Origin of the sequence: Mesorhizobium sp. M7A.F.Ca.US.007.01.2.1, assembly GCF_003998165.1 — a bacterium.
GTDB classification, from domain to species: Bacteria; Pseudomonadota; Alphaproteobacteria; order Rhizobiales; family Rhizobiaceae; genus Mesorhizobium; species Mesorhizobium ciceri.
Genome location: NZ_RZQP01000051.1, coordinates 1 through 20,332 on the forward strand (window position 1 = coordinate 1; position 20,332 = coordinate 20,332).

The following is a 20,332-nucleotide window of genomic DNA, read 5'->3' on the forward strand; positions in this document are numbered from 1 at the left end:
GCGCTTGGCGGGGCCGACGAGATCCTCACCCGCCGGCGTCAGACCACGTCCTCGCCCTTGCGCCGCCAGCAGCGGCTCGCCGACGATTTCCTCCAGCCGCTGCATCTGGGCGGTCACCGCCGAGGGCGAGCGGCCAATGCTTGCAGCCGCCCGGGCCAGCGAGCCGCTGTCGACGAAAGCAAGGAAGGTTCGGAGCAGATCGGAATCCAGTGTTCCCATACTTCGATAATATCGAAGTATGGGTTAAAAGCAATTCGATTTTTTTGACTAAAAGGTGGTGGCATGGTTGTTTCAACGGCGATCGGACGCCGCTCAAGCCAAGGAGAAGAAGAATGCCTATCATCAACATCAGCGTCACCGGCAAACCTGACGCGGCGCTTTCCGCTCGCATCGCAAAGGAGGCCACAGAAATCACCGCGACGCAGCTGCGCAAGGACCCGACGATCACGGCAGTTGCCGTGTCCTATGTCGATCCGCAGCACTGGTTCGCCGGCGGCAAGTCGCTGGCCGAGCACGGCACCAACACGTTCTGGCTTGATATCAAGGTGGTCGACGGCACCAACACCAAGCTTGAGCTGGAGGCCTATCTGAAGGCGATCTTCGCAGCCTTCGGCCGTCTGCTGGGCGGCGTGCACGAGGAGAGCTACGCCTTCGTGCATGAAGTGCCGGCAGCCGCTTACGGCTATGGCGGCAAGACGCAGGAATTTCGTTTCATCAGTGGACGGCTGCAGGCGGCGTGAGAAGCAGCTTCCCGCACCAAGGGAAGCAAAAGCTCCGCATTGACCTTGCTCCCACATCGTCTAGGTTCTGGCCGACACGGCCGCAAAGAGCCGAGATGCTAAAAACGTTGGGAGAGACGCGGCATGATCCTGACACTGGCGCTGCTTGCGGGTCTTGTTCTGGCCTGGCTCCTGATTGGCGTGGCGGAAAAATTCCGCCTCGGCCTACGCTTCACCCAGGCGCTGCTCTATGTCCCGTTCAAGCTTGCCTACCGGATCGGAGACAGCCGCATCAGGATCGCCCGCAAGGCGCAGGCCCCAGTCATCTACGTCATCTCGCATCAATCGCGCTTCGAGCCGGCGCTGATGCTGTCGCTGCTGCCGGAAGACACGCTGCATATTCTCGATGAGGTCTCGGCGCGCTCGCCGTGGCTCGAACCTTGGCGCGAGCTTGGCCGTACCATCGCCTTCAACGCCGAACATGTCTTCGTCAGCCGCCGGCTGGTGCGGGTGCTGAAGGGCAAGGGCCGGCTCGCTGTCTATCTGCCGGATGCAGTCGAGCCCGACGTCAAGACGTTTCGGTTGTTTCGTGCCGTCACCCGCATCGCCATGCAGGCCGATGCCAAAATCGTGCCGATCTTCGTCGGCGGCGCGCGCAGCCTGCCGGTGTCGCTGACGCCTGGGGACAAGGCGCCACGACACTGGTTTCCGCAACTGTCGATCAGCGTGCTGGAGCCGATGACCATCACTGAGCTGGTGGCGCGCAACCCCGAGCAGGCCTCGAACACCAACGCGCTGTTCGACCGTGTCGCCGAGGCGCGGCTCTTCGGCACCAACCTCGATCGTGGCCTGTTCCTGGCCATGCGCGATGCCGCCGACCGCGTCGGCGCTTCGCATATCATCATCGAGGACGTGATCTCCGGCGCGCTGAGCTACCGCAAGCTGTTCATCGGCGCCCGCGTCCTGGGCAGGCGCTTCGAGGCGGTAACGGCTCCGGGCGAGGCAGTCGGCGTGATGCTGCCCAATGCCAATGGCGTCGTGCTGTCGCTCACCGGCCTTCTGTCGGCTGGCCGGGTGGCGGCGATGATCAACTACACGGCCGGGCCGGCGAGCGTCACCGCGGCCGTGCGCACGGCGGTGATAAGGACCGTGATTTCGTCCCGCGCATTCGTCGAGAAGGCCGATCTTGCCGATATCGTCGCGGCGGTCGAAAAGGGCGGCGCCAGGCTTCTCTGGCTCGAGGATGTGCGGGAGAGCGTCACCGCGCTGGACAAGCTTGCCGCCGCCTTGCTGTGGCGCTGGCCGCTGCAGCGACAGGACGCGGCCAAGCCGGCGGTGATCCTGTTCACCTCGGGCTCGGAAGGCACGCCGAAGGCAGTCGTGCTGTCGCACAAGAACCTTTACGCCAACGCCATGCAGGCTGAGGCGCGCATCACCATCTCGCCCGCCGACATCCTGCTCAACGTGCTGCCGGTGTTCCATTCGTTCGGCCTGACGGGCGGCACCATCCTGCCGCTGGTCACCGGGGTAAAACTGTTCCTCTACCCCTCGCCGCTGCACTACAAGATCATCCCCGAGGTTGCGCGCAAGGTGAAACCGACCATTATGTTCGGCACCGACACGTTCCTCGCCAACTATGCGCGTACCGCCAAGGACGGCGATTTTTCCAGCCTGCGCTTCGTCGTTGCCGGCGCCGAGGCGGTGAAGCCGGAAACCCGCCGCGTCTATCGCGAACGCTTCCAGGCCGAGATCATCGAAGGGTTCGGGCTGACAGAGGCGGCACCGGTGGTTGCCGTCAACACGGCAATCCATGGCCGCGACGGTACCGTCGGGCGGCTGCTGCCGGCCATGCGCATGAAGCTTGAGCCGATCGAAGGCATTTCCGACGCCGGCCAATTGTGGCTCGACGGACCGAACCTGATGATGGGCTACATGACCGCGGACCGCCCCGGTGAATTGCAGCCGCTGACGGGCTGGCACGACACCGGCGACATCGTCGCTGTCGACCGCGAAGGCTTCATCACCATTCGCGGCCGCGCCAAGCGCTTCGCCAAGATCGCCGGCGAGATGGTGTCGCTGGGTGCTGTCGAGATGCTGGTGCAGTCGTTGTGGCCGGAAGAACGCCATGCGGCGGTAGCGGTGCCGGACAAGAGGCGCGGCGAGCGCATTGTGCTGGTCACCACCGCCGACGACGCCAATCCCGACGAGTTGCGCAGATTCGGCAAACAAGCCGGCGCCGCCGAACTGATGGTGCCCAACGACATCGTCAAGGTCGAGGAAATCCCGGTGCTGGGTTCGGGCAAGACCGACTATGTCTCGACCCGAAAGCTGGCGATCGACAGGCTGGGGCTCGGCGTCGCGGCCTGAGTCGGATCAAGCACTTCCGCCGACCTTCTAACCTATATCCGAAGGCGGTACCTTCTCGCCCTCCAGCTTGGCGCGTTTCGAATAGGCGCGCACACTGAACGGCAGGAAGATCAGGTAGCCGGCAACCGAAGCGGTCAGCGTGTACCAGGGGTAGGTCATCAGCAGCAGTACGTAGAGCACGACACCCAGGATGATCGGCAACACCCTGTCGCCCGGGATTTTCAGGCTCTTGCCGGAATAGACCGGCAGCCGGCTGACCAGCAGGAAGGCGACCAGTATGGTAAAGCCGGTGGCGACGAAGGCCGCTGGACGACTGGGCTCCAGCCCTGTGCGCAGGAAATAGAGATAGAGCGGCAGCATCACCAGCACCGCGCCCGCCGGCGCCGGCACGCCGACGAAATATTCGGACTGCCATATCGGGCGATCGGCCTTCTCGTCATCGAGCACGTTGAAACGGGCGAGGCGCAGCCCGCAGGCGATGGCGAACAGCAGTGCCGCGATCCAGCCCGGCGAGCCGGCGCGGTCGAGCAGGAAGGCATAGAGCACCAGAGCCGGCGCCACGCCGAAATTGACGATGTCGGCTAGCGAATCCATCTGCGCGCCGAATTTCGAGGTCGCCTTCAGCATCCGCGCCAAGCGGCCGTCGATGCCGTCGAGGAAGGCGGCAAGCAGCACCATCACCACCGCCGGCTCGAAGCGACCTTCGAAGCCGAAGCGGATGCCGGACAGGCCGGCGCAGATGGCGAGCACGGTGACCAGATTGGGCAGCACCATGCGCATCGGGATTTCGCGGATGCGCGGACCGCCGCTGGCATGGGCCTCGAACTTTTTGTATTGCGTGCCCACCGGTCAGGAAACCCGAACAAGAGGCGTGCCGGCAACACCGCCGAATTCGGCCAGCACGGTTTCGCCGCCAACCGCAGTCTGGCCGACGGCAACGCGCGGCGTGGCGGTCAGCGGCAGGAACACGTCGACACGCGAGCCGAAGCGGATCAGGCCAAAACGCTCGCCAGTGCCGATCGAGCCGCCGGCCTCGGCCCAGCAGACGATGCGCCGCGCCACCAGGCCGGCGATCTGGACGGCAGCGACCGTGCCATTGGGGCTCTCGATGACCAGGCCGTTGCGCTCGTTCTCGGTGCTGGCCTTATCCAGTTCCGCATTGAGGAATTTGCCCGGCCGATGTTCGATTTTCGCAATACGGCCGCGCACCGGGGCGCGGTTCACGTGGCAGGAAAAGACGTTCATGAACACCGAGATGCGGGTCATCTCGGCATTGCCGAGGCCGAGTTCGCGCGGCGGCACGGCGGGTCCGACCGCCGAGATGATGCCGTCGGCGGGGCTGACCACCAAGCGGTCGTCGACCGGCGTGACGCGCTCGGGATCGCGGAAGAAATAAACGCACCAGGCCGTCAGGATCAGACCGATCCAGAACAGGACCGAGGAGAAATAGCCGAGGAAAAGCGTCGCCGCGCCAAAGGCCGCGATGAAGGGATAGCCTTCGCGATGGATCGGTACGAACGCGTTCTTGACCGTATCGACAAGGCTCATCAGCTAAAAACAGGCTCCGTTTCAAGTCCGGCCTCAATAGCCGAAAGCCCCCCTCGCCGCAACGCAACAATCGGCGGCGCGGGCGAACGGGCAAGGGCCTGTCGCCTCAGGATAGCCGAACGCTCCGCGTTCGTGAGGTCGCGACCGGCTCGCATGCCTGTGCCACTGGCGTCAGAATTTCGAGACAATCAGCCCAGATCAGTTGGCACCATCGGCTTCGGCGCGCACAAAATGTTCTTCGATCTCAAGCCTATGGGCATCCGCCAGCGGATCTTCGGCGCCCGACCTCAAGAGCGCGCTCCCGTTGGGAGAGGACACCAAAAACAGCAGTCTACCGTCAGCAGCAACTGTCCAACTGACGACCGATCCTCCCTCGCTCGGAATCAGCATCGATGGCAAAGCAACTGCTCCTGCCGTATCAATTCCAGCCCTGCGCAAAAGAAGGTCGAGGGCTGCTGGTGCCCCGTATTCATCAGCCAGTTCGATGACTGTCGCTATTGAATCAGCGCCGACATGCGACAGCTTCAGACCGACACGTGGAGCACCTTCGCCAAGTAACTCATCAACGCTATCGACCGGTCCGAGGTCGAGTTGCAGTTCTGTACCATCAGCAGCCAGGTACTGGTATGCAGCCGCATGCGTTGGCGTGACTACGCACAAACGCACCCTGCCGGCGTTGGTTACGACCGGAAATGTCATCTGCTTCTCGCCATCTATGTCCAACATCCGTCCTTTGCCGAGCCCGAGCTTAACCTCGGGCTGCGGCAAAGCTGCACAGGCGAGCCCGATGCCCACTTCAAGTCGGCTCGTCATCACTGCTTTCAGATGGAACACCGAACGATGGCGCAATCGAGGTTCGCGCCTGGAGTTGGCCATCACAATGTCAAGAGTGGCCTCCTGGCATTCGGCATCGTCGACAATCTCCAGTTCAGGCCAGGAGGCTATCCAACCCACTGCGCGGGCAAGCATCGGGACGCTGTCTTCCTCCTCGTAAAAAAGATCGTCGAGTCCATCAAGGAAATCAGCGCGGCCACCTTCGAATCCAGTCTGTTCCTCCGCTTCCTTGGGATGTTCCCGGACCCAAGCAACCATCTGTTTCAAAATAGCTAAATGGTTTTCTGCTCGCATTCCAGCCAAAGCCAAATGCACATCCGAGGTGACTTTATCGAGGTGATCACGGTAATTGTGAATAAATTGGCTATGGCCGCCATTAGCCACTTCCATCCCGTATAGGTAAGCGTGAAAAAACTGCCTCGCTGACGGCGGTATTTCGTGATCTTTGTAGAGGCCCTGATCAAACATTGCGGTCACGAAATCCATGACTGCAGTCACGAGGTCAGCAACGTAGTTTTCCTTAGCGGCGCGCTCGACTGCTGAAAACGGGACAACAATTGAAGTCACGCGCGGACTGGCCGTCGGTTGCTCCGGCTGGTGCGCCGAAATCGTTGTCGACTGCTGCAGCCTTTTCTTTCGCGAAAAAATTCCGAACATTCCAAAGCCTTCTTACCCGGAGGAAAGCAATACCGGTAGATCAGAGTCTGTCAGCAGAATATCACTTGGAAAAGTGGATAAAAAGGCGCTTGAAATTCATTTTCACTGCGTCTTACCAATATTTTGAAGAACACTTCAACCGATAGTTTGAAGAACACTCCAAAAACTGACCTCGAGGCTTCGTCGCGAACTCAGCAAAGAGCAGCCAAACCAAAATTATCGGTTCTGTGCCTGTCGGCAGACCGCTGCCTCGCCCGTCCTTGGTGAGACAGCGCCATCATGGACCATTTGGCGATGCTGACGCACTCAACAAGGAGTCCCCTACATGCAGAAACCACCTGCCCCCCAAGCGCATCTCGTCACTGCCGGTCTCGCTTTCGGCGAGTCGCCGCGCTGGCATGACGGACGGCTGTGGCTTTGCAACTGGGGCACCGGCGAGATTATCGCCGTCGATGCCGACGGCAACCGCGAGGTCATGCTCACCGTACCGGCTGTCCTGCCCTACTCCATTGACTGGCTGCCGGATGGCCGCCTGCTCGTCATCTCCGGCCGCGAAGGGCTGCTGCTACGACAGGAGGCCGACGGGAGCCTCGTCACTCGCGCCGATTTGCGTGACCTGTCGAAAAGCCCTTGGAACGAGATCGTCGTCGACGGGCGCGGCAACACCTATGTCAATGGCGGCGGACCGGCGCCGGCTTCTGGCGAGCATTTCAGCCCCGGCACCATCGTGTTGATCACGCCGGACGGCGCGGTCCGGCAGGTGGCGGAAAATATCGCCTTTGCCAACGGCATGGCAGTGAGCCCGGACAACAAGACGCTGATTGTCGCGGAATCCCATGCCAATCGGCTGACCGCCTTCGACATTGCCGCCGACGGCAGCCTTGCCAACCGAAGGGTCTGGGCCGACCTCGACGGCTATCCCGACGGCATCTGCCTCGATGCCGAAGGGGCGGCCTGGTATGCGGATGTTCCCAACAAGCGTTGCGTGCGGGTGCGTGAAGGCGGCGAGGTGCTGCAGACAGTGACCGTCGATCGCGGCTGCTTTGCCTGCATGCTGGGCGGCACCGACAGGAAAACGCTGTTCATTCTCGCCGCCGAATGGCGCGGCTTCGAGCATATGGTCAGCGACGCCCGCACCGGCCAGGTGTTCAGCGTCGAAGCGCCGGCACCTGGCATCGGCTGGCCGTAACAGCCTTGCTACAGCCCGGGAACCCTCTGATAGTTGGCGATGTCGGCGCGAACGCCGAGCCGGGCGATCGTCTCCTGCGGGTTGAAGGCGATGCGCTCGTGCGCGGCCTTGACGATCGGCACGACATTGTCGACGGCCGCCTGGCTTTCCCATTCGACGATGGTGACGAGGTTGAATTCGCCCGGCCCGGAGAATTGCTCGAGCAGGAAATCCTGCACGAAGCCATGCTGCAGGCGCAGCAATTCATGCGTTGTCCTGACCTTGGCGAGTATCTCCTCGCGGGCGCCGGCCGGGACGACGAATTTGTCCACCCTGAACACGCTGCCGCCGTTAACAGTCTGATTTATCTTGCTCATTTCGATTGCTCCGTTCCTGGATCATGGTGTTTTTTGGGCTCCAGGAACGGCCTACAATCTCAACTTAAGTTGAGATCAAGTGCAAAAATCAGATCACACGCCGAACCTTCAATTCACCTCCGACGTGCGCCGGCGGACGATGACACCAAGTTCGTCGCCTTCGCGAGCCAAGCGCAGCCGCTCTTCGGCCTCGGTCGCCTCGCGCTGGCGGTCCCACATCGAGGCGTAGAGGCCATGCTTGCGCATCAGCTCGGCATGGGTGCCGCGCTCGGCGATCTGGCCGTCCTGCAGCACGATGATCTCATCGGCCGTGATCACCGTCGACAGGCGGTGAGCGATGACGATGGTGGTGCGGCCACGGCTGACCAGATCGAGCGCGGCCTGGATCTCCTGTTCGGTGTGGCTGTCGAGCGCCGAGGTCGCTTCGTCGAGCATCAGGATCGGCGGCGCCTTCAAAATGGTGCGGGCGATTGCCACGCGCTGCTTCTCGCCGCCCGAAAGTTTTAGCCCGCGTTCGCCGACCATCGACTTGTAGCCGTCAGGCAATCGCTCGATGAACGGGCCGATCTGAGCGAGTTCGGCCGCCTTGCGCATATCCTCCTCGCTGGCACCGATGCGGCCATAGCGGATGTTGTAGGCGATGGTGTCGTTGAACAGCACGGTGTCCTGCGGCACCATGCCGATCGCCCCGCGCAGGCTCTCCTGCGTCACGTCCCTGATATCCTGGCCATCGATCAGCACCTGGCCGCCCTGCACGTCGTAGAAGCGGAACAGAAGCCGCGAGATGGTCGACTTGCCGGCACCCGAAGGCCCGACAATGGCGACGGTCTTGCCGGCCGGCACCTCGAAGCTGATGCCCTTCAGGATCTTCCGGTTCGGGTCATAGGAGAAGTGCACGTCGCGGAACTCGACCTTGCCGGCGCTGACCGCGATTGGCCTGGCATCCGGCTTGTCGACGATCTCCTGCGGCACATCCAGCAGATCGAACATCTGCTCGATATCGGTCAGCCCCTGGCGGATTTCGCGGTAGATGAAGCCGATGAAATTGAGCGGCACCGACAGCTGCATCAGCATGGCGTTGATGAAGACGAAGTCACCGACCGTCTGCGTGCCGGCCTGCACTTCGAGCGCCGACATGCACATGACGATGACGGTGCCCAGGCCGAAGATGATGCCCTGCCCGAAATTCAGCCAGCCAAGCGAGGTCCAGATGCGCGTCGCGGCGACCTCGTAGCGTGCCATGGAGCGGTCGAAGCGCTCGGCTTCCATGCCCTCATTGTTGAAATATTTCACCGTCTCGTAGTTGAGCAGCGAGTCGATTGCCTTGGTGTTGGCGTCGGTATCGCTGTCGTTCATGTCGCGGCGGATCGAGATGCGCCAGTCGCTGGCGCGGACCGTGAACCAGACATAGACCCAGACGGTGACCGCGACGACGACCACATATTTCCAGCCATAGGTGTAGGCGAAGATGCCCGTGGTCAGCGCGAATTCGAGGATGGTCGGCGCCGTGTTGAGCATGATGAAGCGCACGATCGTCTCGATGCCCTTGGTGCCGCGCTCGATGATGCGCGACAGGCCGCCGGTGCGGCGCTCGAGATGGAAGCGCAGCGACAGTTGGTGCATGTGAACGAAAGTACGGAAGGCGAGCTGGCGCACGGCATATTGGCCGACGCGGGCAAACAGCGCGTCGCGCAGCTGATTGAAGCCAAGCTGCACCAGGCGCACGACATTGTAGGCGACGACCAGCATGACGGGCGCCAGCAGGAAGCTCGGCAGCGGCGGCGCCGATTTGGCGTCGCCGGCCAGCGCGTCGGTCGCCCATTTGAAGAAATAGGGACCGGCGACCAGCGTCAGCTTGGCGACGACCAGCAGCAGCGTCGCCCATGTGACCCGGGCTCTCAGATCGGCGCGATCCGCCGGCCACATGTAAGGCCACAAATTGAGCAGCGTCTTGAAGGTCGAGGAGTCGGAGACGGTTTTTTCGGCCATTTCTTGTGCCTTCTTCTTATTTCAGCGGCCGGAGCAGCAGGAATTGACGAGAGCGGCCACCGATGCGGAGACATCGGCGAGCGCGGCATGGTCGATCGCATAGCGCGAGCGCTGGCGATCGGGCTCGAAGCGAACCAGCCCGGCTTCGACCAGTATTTTCAGATGTTGTGACACGGTGGACTGCGCCAGATCTAAGCGGTCGACGACCTCGCGGCAGCAGCAGGAACTGCTCGTCGATAGGTGTTTCAGGATTTCGATCCGCGCCGGATGGGAAAGCGCTGCAAGTCGGGCGGCGACCGCACGGCTGTCCGGACCGCCGCATGATGCGTTTGTTTCCATCAGGGATTCTGCCATCGTTCATCGGCGATAGACGATGAACGGGCACGGGGCAAGCTAACCCTATGGGCAGAGCGCCGGAACCGCCAATCTCCCCCTCGTGGGAGAGATGTCCGGCAGGACAGAGGGGGGCGCGAAGGATCGCGACTTTCCACGATCAAAGCACTACGAGCAGCCGAAAGGTAGCTCGACCGGATTTGGCCGACAGGCTGGCGAGGCGCCCCCCTCTGCCCTGCCGGGCATCTCCCACAAGGGGCAGATTGCGCTCAACCGTCGGCGCTCAAACCCTACTCCGTCTTGGCGGGCGCTGTCGTTGCCTGCTCGCCCATGGCCTTGAGGTCGGCGGCTTCGCCTTCCTTCGACTTTTCCGGGACCTTGAACACCTGGCCCGGCCAGATGCGGTCGGGATCACTGATCTGGTCCTGGTTGGCGAGGTAGATGGTCGAGAACCGTACGCCGTGGCCATAGACGCGCCGCGAGATCCGCCACAGCGTGTCGTTGCGGCGGATGATGACGGCGCCGTCGGCATGTTCAAGCTTGGGCGCCACGGTCTCGGGCACATCGCTTGGCGGCGTCGCCTCCGCCACAACGGCCGGAGCCTCGGCGGCGGGAGCAGGCGTCGTGGCCGGGGCCGTTTCGGCCGCGGCCGGCGCCTCGGCGGCGGCAGGTGCGGCCGGCTTGGGCTGAACGGGCTTCGGCGCCGAGGGTGCCACGGCGGCGATCGCTTCGCCGGGCTCACGCTCGAACGGTACGGCCGCGCGGGCCACAACTGTCACACCGTCGGCATCGAGGCCGTCGACATGGATTGTGTAGCTGCCGACCGGAATGTCGCGCGTCGCCTCGACCAGGAAATGACCGTCCGTCGAAGTTTGCGCGTCACCGAGCAGGATGTCGTTGGCATACGCGCGCACCTTGCGGCCGGCATCGGCGAGGCCGGCGACAAAGATCTTGCTGCCGTCGATCTCGACCGCCTCGACGACGATCTTGGGCTCGGTCACGCCTGCAGCGGGCGGCGTCGCCGGCGCTGCAGGAGCCGGTGCCGCGTCGACCACGGCTGGCGCTGGGGCGGCTGGCGCCGGAGCGGTTGCGGGGGCTTCGGCTGTGGGAGCAGCCGGCGCGGCGGCCGGAGCAGCCGGCTTTGTCTCGGGTGCGGGAACGGTCAGCAATTCGGCCGGCTTGCCCGGCTCCTCGACCATGGCCAGCACCTGGCCGGCCGCATCCTTGGGAACCGAAACGACGGCGGTCTGCACCGAGGGCGTTACGACGTCACCGGTGGTCGCGCGCAGCGCGATCGTATAATCGCCGGGCTTCAGCGGATCATCGAGAATGATAACGAAGGCGCCATCGGGACCAGCGACCGTCGAGCCAAGCACCGTCGAGCCATTGAGGATTTCGACCTTGGCGTTGGGCGCCGCATTGCCGGCGACGACAATCGAGCCATTGCTTTCGACGCGCACGACATCGAAGGACGGTGCGACCGGACCGGTCGCAGCAGGCGCCGCCGCGTCCGCGGCCGATGCGGCGGGTGCCGTTGCCTGGGGCACTGCGGCGGGAGCCACCGGGACTTCAGCGGCGGGCAGCCGCGCTTCGGTGCCGGGATCGGCCGATTTTGCCGCTGCGGGCGGCGTCTGCGCCGCCACTTGCGCCGGCGGCGTGGGATTGAGATACGGGTCGAGTGCGCCCGCTACATAGGCGGTTCCCGCGGCCGCAACGGTCCCACCCGCCGCGAACAGGAACGCCTTCAGTGGATTAATTGCCATATTTCCCTACCCCTTAGCCACCTAACGCCGGTCTAGCCTGTTTTAGCAATACCGACAAGAAAAAGCCCAGGCTGTTAACCCTTGGGGCTTGACCGCGCTTTCAGACCCAATCACCAATCATCGACATGAACACGATTCGATCCGTCTGCGTCTATTGCGGCTCGTCTCCGGGCCGCGATGAAATCTATATCAAGGCCGGACACCTGCTCGGGCGCTCAATTGCCAAAGCGGGATTGCGGCTGGTCTATGGCGGCGGCACCAAAGGCATCATGGGCGCTGTCGCCGAAGGCGCGCTCAAGGCCGGCGGCAAGGTGACGGGCATCATTCCGCGCTTCCTGATCAACAAGGAGGCGAGCGAAACAGCGCTTGACCGGCTCGATGAACTCTTGATCACCGACAACATGCACGAGCGCAAGCACAAGATGTTCGAGAAATCCGACGCCTTTGTGGCACTGCCGGGCGGCATCGGCACGGTCGAGGAGATCGTCGAGATCATGACCTGGGGACAACTTGGCCATCATCGCAAGCCGATCGTCTTCGCCAATGTCAAAGGATTTTGGGATCCGATGCTGGCGCTGCTCGATCATATGGCCGCCGAAGGCTTCATCCACACCGCGCAGCGGGTCAAGCCGCTGGTCGTCGACGACCCCGAAGCGATCGTCGCCGCCATCATGGTAGCCGGATCGTCCGTCGACGCCCCGACCGAGGGCGTGCAGTCGGTGATCGATAAGATGTAGGGGAATAAGGCAGTAGGGCAGTAGGGCAATATGTGACAACAAGTGAATTGCCTGGAGGTCTCTGCCCTACTGCCCTACTGCCCTACTGCCCTACTGCCCTACTGCCCTACTGCCCTACTCCCCTCTTCCGCCGCAGCCTGCCGCAAATCGGCAATCACCGCGCGCCGGTCATGACGCCGCCAGGCGAGATGGAGTGAAACCGTGCGGTCGAACCACGGCAGGTCGCGAAACACGATCCGCGGCGGCGCGGCGGCACGCAGGCTGGCTTGCACCGTCGCCAAGCCGAGACCCGCGCTGACAAGGCCGAGCGAGGTCAGCGGGTCCGCCGTCTCATAGGCGATGTCGGGCAAAAAGCCGGCTTTGGCGCAGGCGGCAAGGAACTGGCCGCGATTGGTGTCGTCCGGCTGGCGCACGACGGTGATCCAGGTGCGACCGTCAAGATGGTGAGGCCCGATCTCTGGCACTTCAACGAGTGGGTCATCTTCGGGGATCGCCAGCACCAGCGGCTCATGCCGCAGCGCCATGGCGGCGACATCCGGATCATCATCGGGTGGCGACGAGTAGACAAAGCCCAGATCCAGCGACCGCTGCCGTAGCCCTTCCAACTGCGCCGCCGAACGCAGGCTTCTCAGCTGCAGGTGGAAATCCGGCCGATCGCGACGGAACTGGCGCAGCATCCCGGCGACAAGCCCGGCATGAACGGCCCCTTCGACATAGCCGATGGCGAGCCGGCCGACGGCGCCGCTGGCCAGGTTGCGGCCGAACTCCTCCACACGTCGCGCATTGGACAGCAGCGCGCGGGCCTCGGTGAGGAAGGCGCGGCCCTCGACGTTGAGATGGATCCGCTGCTTCGACCTTTCAAAGAGGGAAACACCCAACTGCTCCTCGAGCTGGATGATCTGCCGGCTGAGTGGCGACTGGGAAATATGCAGCATTTCGGCTGCGCGCCCGACATTTCCGGTTTCGGCGACCGTGACGAAATAGCGAAGCTGGCGCAGGTCGAACATTTATCCTCCAAGGCTCAAGTCCCCTTAGGTCTCAACTTTAACCTAATCAGTCTTGGACTGTCTGACCAGCCAAAAGCGATAATCGGCCATCCAACCAAAGGAGACCGCCATGCAGTTCTTTGCCCTTCTCGCTCGCAACACCGAAAAATTTACCGATGCCGATTTCGCTCCGCTTCTGCCCGGCGAAGCCGAACAGCGGCGCACGCTCTACGCCGAAGGGGCGGTACGTCAGGTGTGGAACCGAGGCGACATCCCGGGCAGCGGCATGATGCTCGAGGCTGCTGATGATGCTGAGGTTCGCGGCCACCTCGCCACCTTGCCGTTGGTCAAGGCCGGCATGATGGACATTGCCGCAATCGTGCCCCTCAAGCCCTACCCCGGCTTCGGCCCGAAGCACTGACAGGGCACATCCGGGGGTGACGAAGGCGTCACCCCCGGATTGACACGGGGGATCGACAGACTGTGATCGGCTGTCAAGAAACCGTCACACGAAACCGGCTTCGCGCGTGCTAGGAATCAGTATCAGGCAGCCGCCGTGCGGCGCCATCTTCGGAACATGCATCTGGCACCGCCCATGGACATCACTCTCGCCCCGGAAGGCACCGATCTGTCGCCCTACCTGCCCGACGAGCACGGACTGTTCTTCATCTATCACTTCACCGCTGAGGGCGTGCGAACCAGGGACGCCGCCGCCGCGCACTGGACATGGCGCAGCTACCAGCTTTCCGACATGCGGGCCCGCCACGAAATCGGCGCCGATCGGGCTTTGCCGGCACCCGTGCGTGAAGCTTTCCTATCCGCCAGCCATGGCTGCCACATCGACCTTGAGGACGACTGGCTCTATGGCGATCTGCCGGACCTGCGCCATGACTATTCGGCGGAAGCGGGCGGGCTTGGCCATTTTCGCTTCGCGCTCAATGACACGATGCTGGTCGGCGCCCGCAAGCAACCGCTGCAATCGGTCGACAACATCCGCAAGGCGATCGAGAATGGATCGCGCAAGTTCCGCTCGCCAGCCGAGTTGATCGAGGCTGTCGTCGGCCAGTCGTTCGATGGCATGGTGGCGGAACTTGCGGCACTCGGCGACAGTCTCGATGGCATCGAAGACCGTATCGTCTGCGACGCATGGCACAATGAACGGCAATCCCTGGTCGACGCGCGCCGGCATCTGGTGGTGATCCACAGGCAGATGGCGACGCTGACCAATCTGTTCCGTCACCTTGATCATTCGCACCGCAACGACCTGCCAGACAGCATCAACGACATGGCCGCGCGCCTTTCACACCGGGCGCAGACGCTGCACTATGACGGCGAGCAGTTGCAGGCGCGCGCCCGGCTATTGCAGGACGAGCTTATGGCAAAGCTGACGACGCAGTCGAACCGGCTGCTGTACGTCCTGTCGGTGATGACGGCGGTGCTGTTGCCGATGACCATCATCTCAGGCCTGTTCGGCATGAACGTTGGGGGCCTGCCGCTGGTCGACACGCCAATCGGCTTTTGGGTGGTGACGGCTGTGTCGATGGTGATCGCGGGTGCGACCTATCTCTTTGTCAGGCGGCTCGGACAGATGTAGCACCCGCCGGCAGCTTTCACGCAGTGGCGCGAAGATCCTCGATGATGGTGCCGGCGGCGGCCACTTCCGCTTCGTGATCGGGCTCGCGCCAGGTCTCGGCAAGCCCAGCCGCATGCCATTCGCGCATCGCCGGCAGAGCAAGCAACTGCGCCGGATACGCTGCAGCCGCACCCTCGAAGGAGAGCCCATAAGACTGTGCGCGGAACGCCACCGGGGCAAAGAAAGCATCTACTGCGGTGAAATGAGCGCCCGCCAGAAATGGCCCGCCGAAACGAGCAAGACCATCATTCCAGAGGTCGCCGAGGCGAAAGAGGTCCTGCTTCAGCGCATCGGACATCGGAAACGGCTCTACCCGCACGCCGCAACTCATCGGACAGGCGCTGCGCAATGCGGTGAAGCTCGAATGCATCTCGGCGGCGGCCGAGCGCGCCCAGGCGCGCGCCTTGGCTTCGACGGGCCACACGCCATGGTGGCGTTCTGCCAGATATTCGACGATGGCCAGCGAATCCCAGACCGCCCAGCCGTCGTCGACCAGGCACGGCACGCGGCCGCTCGGTGAGAAGGAACGGTACAGATTCCAGCTCGATCCGGTCGGGAATGGCGTCAGCCGTTCCTCGAATGGGATATCCAGCGCGCGCATCAGCACCCAGGGCCGCAGCGACCATGAGGAATAATTTTTGTTGGCGATATGCAGCAGGTACATCGAACCCCCTTACCGTGCGGGCTGCGGCGCGGCGCGTCGCGCTGTCGTCAACATCGACCAGGAATAGACTGCCAAAGCCGCCCAGATCAGCGCAAAGGCGATGGCCTGGATGGTGCCGAAAGGCTCGTCGAAGATCAGAACGGCGATCAGGAACACCATGGTCGGCGCGATATATTGCATGATGCCGATGGTTGACAGCCGCAGCAGCTTGGCGCCGAAGGCGAACAGCAACAACGGCACCGATGTGACTGGACCGCAGCCGATCAGCAACGCCGTATCCGTGCCACTGCTGGATACGATGTGGTCCTGTCCGGTCGCGATGAGATAGACTATGTAGCCAAGTGCCGGCACCGACAGCAGAAGGACTTCGAGCAAAAATCCCTGGCTCGGGCCGATCGGCAGCGTCTTGCGGAAGAAGCCGTAGGCGGCGAAGGAAAACGCCAGTGCCAACGACACCCAGGGCAGCTTGCCGCCTTCGATGGTCAGCACGGCGACGGCGACGGCCGCCAGCACCACCGCCGCGATCTGCAGCCGGTCGAGCCGCTCGCCGAGCAGCAGCGCGCCGACAACGACGCTGACCAGGGGATTGATGTAGTAGCCGAGCGCGGTTTCGACGGTGCGGTCGACCGCGATCGCCCAGACATAGATGCCCCAGTTGACCGAGATCAGCGCCGCCGTCAGCGCGGCCATGGCGATGGTGCGCGGCGAACGCAGCGCCGCCTTGAAATCCGCCGTGCGGCCGGCCCAGATCAAAACGGCGGCGGCGATCGGCACCGACCAGACGATGCGATGGGCAATGACTTCCGCGAGCGGCAGATGAGCGACCGCCTTCATGTAGAAGGGCAGCAATCCCCATAGCAGATAGGCGCCGAGCGCCAGCAGAAAGCCGCGCCGGGCCTTGGACTCTGCATCCAGGGTAATTGCTTCAGTGGCCATGGGCCAACGCTATGGCCCAGTCACCTTGGCAAGACCATCGCAAAGTTCTGATGGATCAATGGACTTTCGCTGATGGTTCAACCCTATTCGGCGGCCACCAGTCCGGCCATCTCGCGGTTCTTCATCAGCTTGTAGACGATGGAATCCATCAGCGCCTGGAACGAGGCGTCTATGATGTTCTCGGAAACGCCCACCGTCCACCAGCGTGCGCCGGTGCCGTCATGCGATTCGATCAGAACGCGGGTGATCGCCTCGGTACCGCCATTGAGGATACGCACCTTGAAGTCGGCCAGCTCCATGTCGGCGATCTCGCCCTGGAATTTGCCGAGGTCCTTGCGCAGCGCGATGTCGAGCGCGTTGACCGGGCCATGCCCTTCGGCCACCGACATCTTCTCCTCGCCATCGACCACCACCTTGACGATCGCTTCGGAGACCGTCTTCAACTGGCCGTTGGCGTCGAAGCGGCGCTCGACCATGCAGCGGAACGAGGTGACGTTGAAGAATTCCGGCAGGCCGTGCAGCATCTTGCGGGCGAGGAGTTCGAAGCTGGCATCGGCGCCTTCATAGGCATAGCCCTCGGCCTCGCGCTCCTTGACCACGGATATCAGCGCGTCGAGCCGGTGATCGTCCTTCGGCACCTCGATGCCGCGTCGCCTCAGCTCGGCGAGGAAATTGGCCTTGCCGCCCTGGTCCGAGACCATGACACGGCGGCGGTTGCCGACGGTTTCGGGGGGGACGTGCTCATAGGTCGCCGGCTCCTTGGCCAGTGCGGATGCGTGGATACCCGCCTTGGTGGCGAAGGCGGAAGCGCCGACATAGGGCGCTTGCGCCTCTGGCGCTCGGTTCAGGAGTTCGTCAAATGCGCGCGACAACCTGGAAATGCCTGTCAACGCCTCAGCCGAAATGCCAGTTTCGAAACGATCGGCGAAGGCCGGCTTTAGCGCCAGCGTCGGCACGATCGAGATCAAATTGGCGTTGCCGCAGCGCTCCCCGATGCCGTTGAGCGTGCCCTGGATCTGGCGCACGCCAGCCTCGACAGCGGCGAGGGAATTCGCCACGGCCTGGCCGGTGTCGTCATGGGCATGGATACCGAGATGATCGCCCGAAATACCTGATAAAATAACCTTCTCGACGATGGCGCGGACTTCCGATGGCTGCGTGCCGCCATTGGTGTCGCACAGCACCACCCAGCGCGCCCCGGCATCATAGGCGGTCCTGGCGCAGGCCAGCGCGTAGTCGGGATTGGCCTTGATGCCATCGAAGAAATGCTCGCAGTCGACCAATGCCTCCTTGCCGGCGGCGATCGCCGCCTCGACGGAGGCCTTGATGGCGTCGAGGTTCTCCTCATTGGTGCAGCCGAGCGCGACACGGACGTGGTAGTCCCAGCTCTTGGCGACGAAGCAGATGGCATCCGATTTCGATTGCACAAGAGACGCTAGGCCGGGATCGTTGGACGCCGACACCCCTGCCCGCTTGGTCATGCCGAAGGCGACGAATTTGGCGCGCTCCGTGCGCTTCTCCTGGAAGAAGGCGGTGTCGGTCGGGTTGGCGCCGGGATAGCCGCCTTCGACATAGTCGAGGCCAAAAGCGTCAAGCAGTTTTGCGATGGCGATCTTGTCCTCGACGGAAAAGTCGATGCCCGGCGTCTGCTGGCCATCGCGCAACGTGGTGTCGAAGAGATAGAGGCGCTCGCGGGTCATGGTCATTTGCCTGCAAACTTGTCCGTCGCGCGGATCAGCCGGTCGAGGATACCCGGCTCCGAATAAGCATGGCCGGCGCCCTCGATCAGATGGAAATCCGCCTTTGGCCAGGCCTTGTGCAGCGCCCAGGCATAGCGCGCCGGGCATGGCATGTCGTAGCGGCCATGGACGATGGTGCCGGGGATGTCGCTCAGCCTGTGCGCGTCGCGCAGCAATTGTCCCTCTTCCAGCCAGCCGGCATGGACGAAATAGTGGTTCTCGATGCGGGCGAACGCAACGGCATAGTCGTCCTGCCCAAACGGACCGCTTGTCTCAGGCTCCGGCAACAGCGTGATCGTTTCGCCTTCCCACAGGCTCCAGGCGCGGGCCGCCTCGATCTGCGCCTTTCGATCCGTGCCGACCAGCCGCTTGCGATAGGCGGCCATCATGTCGCTGCGCTCGGCCTCCGGGATCGGCGCCAGGAAGCGCTCCCATTTGTCCGGGAACATTTCCGAGACGCCGAACTGATAGTACCATTCCAGTTCCGCACGCGTCAGCGTGTAGATGCCGCGCACCACCAGTTCGCTGACGCGTTCTGGATGGGTCTCGGCGTAGGCGAGCGCAAGCGTCGACCCCCAGGAGCCGCCGAACACCAGCCATTTGTCGAAGCCGGCCATTTCGCGCAGCCGTTCGATGTCGGCGACCAGGTGCCATGTCGTGTTGGCTTCGAGCGAGGCGTTGGGCGTCGATTTTCCGCAGCCACGCTGGTCGAACAGGATGACATCGTAGAGCTTCGGGTCGAACAGCCGCCGGTGTTTTGGCGAAATGGTGCCGCCCGGCCCGCCATGCAGGAACACCGCCGGCTTGGCGCCTTTGGTGCCGGAACGCTCCCAGTAGACCTGGTGGCCGTCGCCGACATCGAGCATGCCGGAATCGAACGCCTCGATCTCGGGATAAAGCGTACGCAATTGACTGCTCATAGTTGTAAACCTTTGGTCGGCCAGTCCGGCGTTTCATGGTCTGGGTGCTGGAAGGAGATGATGGATTCCTGCCTGTTGTAATAATCAGGATCCTGGTGGACGGGCTGATCGAAGATCGTCTCCACCCAGGGCAACCGCGCGGCATAGTTGACCTGGATCTGCGGTGCCAGGTCCGAACGGTCGTCGAAGGCACCGATCGCGATTTCCAGCCCGCCGGGCTGCCGATATGTCAGCGGCGTGCCGCAGCGGGCGCAGAAACCACGATCGATGTTGACCGACGACTGGAAGTAACTCGGCTCTTCATGGGTCCATTCGACGCCATCTCTGGGCACCGTGACCAGCGCGCCGAAGAACGAGCCGAACTGCTTCTGGCACATGCGGCAATGGCAGATGGACGGACGGCCGAGCGCTCCATGAACGCGGAAGCGCACGGCGCCACACTGGCAGCCGCCGGTTCTTACCTGATCGGTCATGATCTTTCCTTTGGCGGCCATTGTTCGGTGTCGTGGTCGGGGTGCTGGTAGGAAACGAGATCGGCCAGATAGGAGGCCGACGACATGTCGGCCATGGTGTCCTCGCCCGGCAGTTGCGGGATCGAGTCGACATAGGGCAGCTTTGCCTCGATCCCCCATTGAATCAGCGGCACGATCTCCGCTGGATTGTCGAAAGCACCGATGGCGAGGCCAACCCCGTCCGGCGCGGTGAAGGTCAGCGGCGTGCCGCAATCGGCGCAAAAACCGCGATCGACATGGTTGGACGAACGGAAGTATTTCGGCTCGCCGCGCGTCCAGTCGAGCCTGGCGCCACGCACTGAAACCAGCGGCGCGTAGAACGCGCCGAACGCCTTCTGGCACATGCGGCAATGGCAGACCGAAGCGTCGCCCAAAGCGCCTTCAACGCGAAAGCGCACCGCGCCGCACTGGCAGCCGCCGGTGTAGATCGGTCGGTTGTCGAGGCTCATC

21 protein-coding genes are annotated in these 20,332 nt (G+C 63.1%); 6 read left to right on the forward strand and 15 right to left on the reverse strand.

All coding sequences use genetic code 11. The annotated features are described in order from the left end of the window. Window positions 1-219, reverse strand: a 219-nt coding sequence (locus EN949_RS12195; RefSeq protein WP_127371698.1) for a LysR family transcriptional regulator, incomplete at its 3' end; no start/stop codon positions are given. 113 nt (window positions 220-332) lie between these two features. On the opposite strand from EN949_RS12195, the gene EN949_RS12200 reads away from it, so the two are divergent. Together EN949_RS12200 and EN949_RS12205 are read left to right on the forward strand one after the other, a co-directional pair. After that, on the forward strand, window positions 333-740 hold the full coding sequence (locus EN949_RS12200; RefSeq protein ID WP_013532540.1) for a 4-oxalocrotonate tautomerase family protein: 408 nt from the start codon (window positions 333-335) through the stop codon (window positions 738-740). Window positions 741-863: 123 nt separating this feature from the next. Beyond that, window positions 864-3,086 (forward strand): AMP-binding protein, encoded by a 2,223-nt coding sequence (locus EN949_RS12205; protein ID WP_127370864.1) that lies wholly within the window; start codon window positions 864-866, stop codon window positions 3,084-3,086. Window positions 3,087-3,113: 27 nt separating this feature from the next. Here the strand turns inward: EN949_RS12205 and EN949_RS12210 are convergent, their stop codons facing one another. The 3 genes from EN949_RS12210 to EN949_RS12220 all read right to left on the reverse strand — a co-directional run bounded on the left by EN949_RS12210 (window position 3,114) and on the right by EN949_RS12220 (window position 6,125). Next, window positions 3,114-3,860 (reverse strand): phosphatidylcholine/phosphatidylserine synthase, encoded by a 747-nt coding sequence (locus EN949_RS12210; RefSeq protein ID WP_224621703.1) that lies wholly within the window; start codon window positions 3,858-3,860, stop codon window positions 3,114-3,116. A 75-nt stretch (window positions 3,861-3,935) separates the two neighbouring features. After that, window positions 3,936-4,634: a phosphatidylserine decarboxylase gene (locus EN949_RS12215; RefSeq protein ID WP_027162687.1), complete on the reverse strand. Its 699-nt coding sequence runs from the start codon at window positions 4,632-4,634 to the stop codon at window positions 3,936-3,938. 198 nt (window positions 4,635-4,832) lie between these two features. Next, complete coding sequence (locus tag EN949_RS12220; RefSeq protein WP_127367683.1) at window positions 4,833-6,125, reverse strand: DUF4375 domain-containing protein; 1,293 nt, start codon at window positions 6,123-6,125, stop codon at window positions 4,833-4,835. Window positions 6,126-6,450: 325 nt separating this feature from the next. Here EN949_RS12220 and EN949_RS12225 point away from each other — a divergent pair, with 325 nt between their 5' ends. Next, complete coding sequence (locus tag EN949_RS12225) at window positions 6,451-7,314, forward strand: SMP-30/gluconolactonase/LRE family protein (protein ID WP_013532545.1); 864 nt, start codon at window positions 6,451-6,453, stop codon at window positions 7,312-7,314. A gap of 8 nt (window positions 7,315-7,322) precedes the next feature. Here the strand turns inward: EN949_RS12225 and EN949_RS12230 are convergent, their stop codons facing one another. The 4 genes from EN949_RS12230 to EN949_RS12245 all read right to left on the reverse strand — a co-directional run bounded on the left by EN949_RS12230 (window position 7,323) and on the right by EN949_RS12245 (window position 11,755). After that, on the reverse strand, window positions 7,323-7,670 hold the full coding sequence (locus EN949_RS12230; RefSeq protein WP_013532546.1) for an antibiotic biosynthesis monooxygenase: 348 nt from the start codon (window positions 7,668-7,670) through the stop codon (window positions 7,323-7,325). A gap of 108 nt (window positions 7,671-7,778) precedes the next feature. Beyond that, window positions 7,779-9,659 carry an ABC transporter ATP-binding protein/permease gene (locus tag EN949_RS12235; protein WP_013532547.1) on the reverse strand — a complete coding sequence of 627 codons (1,881 nt, stop codon included), beginning with the start codon at window positions 9,657-9,659 and terminating at the stop codon, window positions 7,779-7,781. Window positions 9,660-9,680: 21 nt separating this feature from the next. After that, window positions 9,681-10,013, reverse strand: a complete 333-nt coding sequence (locus tag EN949_RS12240) for a metalloregulator ArsR/SmtB family transcription factor (protein WP_013532548.1) — start codon at window positions 10,011-10,013, stop codon at window positions 9,681-9,683. 269 nt (window positions 10,014-10,282) lie between these two features. After that, entirely contained in the window at window positions 10,283-11,755 is a 1,473-nt protein-coding gene (locus EN949_RS12245) for a LysM peptidoglycan-binding domain-containing protein (RefSeq protein ID WP_127366693.1), read from the reverse strand. Between the two features lie 125 nt (window positions 11,756-11,880). On the opposite strand from EN949_RS12245, the gene EN949_RS12250 reads away from it, so the two are divergent. Then, a complete protein-coding gene (locus EN949_RS12250) occupies window positions 11,881-12,492 on the forward strand; it encodes a TIGR00730 family Rossman fold protein (RefSeq protein WP_013532550.1) in 612 nt (203 codons plus the stop codon). Window positions 12,493-12,590: 98 nt separating this feature from the next. Here EN949_RS12250 and EN949_RS12255 read toward each other — a convergent pair whose 3' ends face one another. Continuing rightward, window positions 12,591-13,499: a LysR substrate-binding domain-containing protein gene (locus EN949_RS12255; protein WP_127371331.1), complete on the reverse strand. Its 909-nt coding sequence runs from the start codon at window positions 13,497-13,499 to the stop codon at window positions 12,591-12,593. A gap of 109 nt (window positions 13,500-13,608) precedes the next feature. Here EN949_RS12255 and EN949_RS12260 point away from each other — a divergent pair, with 109 nt between their 5' ends. Both EN949_RS12260 and EN949_RS12265 read left to right on the forward strand, forming a co-directional pair. Then, window positions 13,609-13,899, forward strand: coding sequence for a muconolactone Delta-isomerase family protein (locus EN949_RS12260; protein WP_013532552.1), 291 nt, complete (start codon window positions 13,609-13,611; stop codon window positions 13,897-13,899). A gap of 174 nt (window positions 13,900-14,073) precedes the next feature. Next, window positions 14,074-15,072 (forward strand): transporter, encoded by a 999-nt coding sequence (locus EN949_RS12265; RefSeq protein ID WP_164754971.1) that lies wholly within the window; start codon window positions 14,074-14,076, stop codon window positions 15,070-15,072. 16 nt (window positions 15,073-15,088) lie between these two features. On the opposite strand, the gene EN949_RS12270 is transcribed toward EN949_RS12265, so the two are convergent. The 6 genes from EN949_RS12270 to EN949_RS12295 form a co-directional block, all read right to left on the reverse strand. Beyond that, window positions 15,089-15,775: a glutathione S-transferase family protein gene (locus EN949_RS12270; RefSeq protein WP_127366595.1), complete on the reverse strand. Its 687-nt coding sequence runs from the start codon at window positions 15,773-15,775 to the stop codon at window positions 15,089-15,091. Window positions 15,776-15,784: 9 nt separating this feature from the next. Continuing rightward, entirely contained in the window at window positions 15,785-16,711 is a 927-nt protein-coding gene (gene rarD, locus EN949_RS12275) for an EamA family transporter RarD (RefSeq protein WP_013532555.1), read from the reverse strand. Window positions 16,712-16,794: 83 nt separating this feature from the next. Next, window positions 16,795-18,417 carry a citramalate synthase gene (gene cimA, locus EN949_RS12280; RefSeq protein ID WP_206523584.1) on the reverse strand — a complete coding sequence of 541 codons (1,623 nt, stop codon included), beginning with the start codon at window positions 18,415-18,417 and terminating at the stop codon, window positions 16,795-16,797. Continuing rightward, window positions 18,414-19,370 (reverse strand): prolyl aminopeptidase, encoded by a 957-nt coding sequence (gene pip / locus EN949_RS12285; protein ID WP_024503052.1) that lies wholly within the window; start codon window positions 19,368-19,370, stop codon window positions 18,414-18,416. Before pip ends, cimA begins: the two co-directional genes overlap by 4 nt. Beyond that, complete coding sequence (locus tag EN949_RS12290; RefSeq protein WP_013532558.1) at window positions 19,367-19,843, reverse strand: GFA family protein; 477 nt, start codon at window positions 19,841-19,843, stop codon at window positions 19,367-19,369. The genes pip and EN949_RS12290 overlap by 4 nt, the downstream gene beginning before the upstream one ends. After that, on the reverse strand, window positions 19,840-20,331 hold the full coding sequence (locus tag EN949_RS12295; protein WP_013532559.1) for a GFA family protein: 492 nt from the start codon (window positions 20,329-20,331) through the stop codon (window positions 19,840-19,842). The genes EN949_RS12290 and EN949_RS12295 overlap by 4 nt, the downstream gene beginning before the upstream one ends. Window position 20,332: the final 1 nt, after the last annotated feature.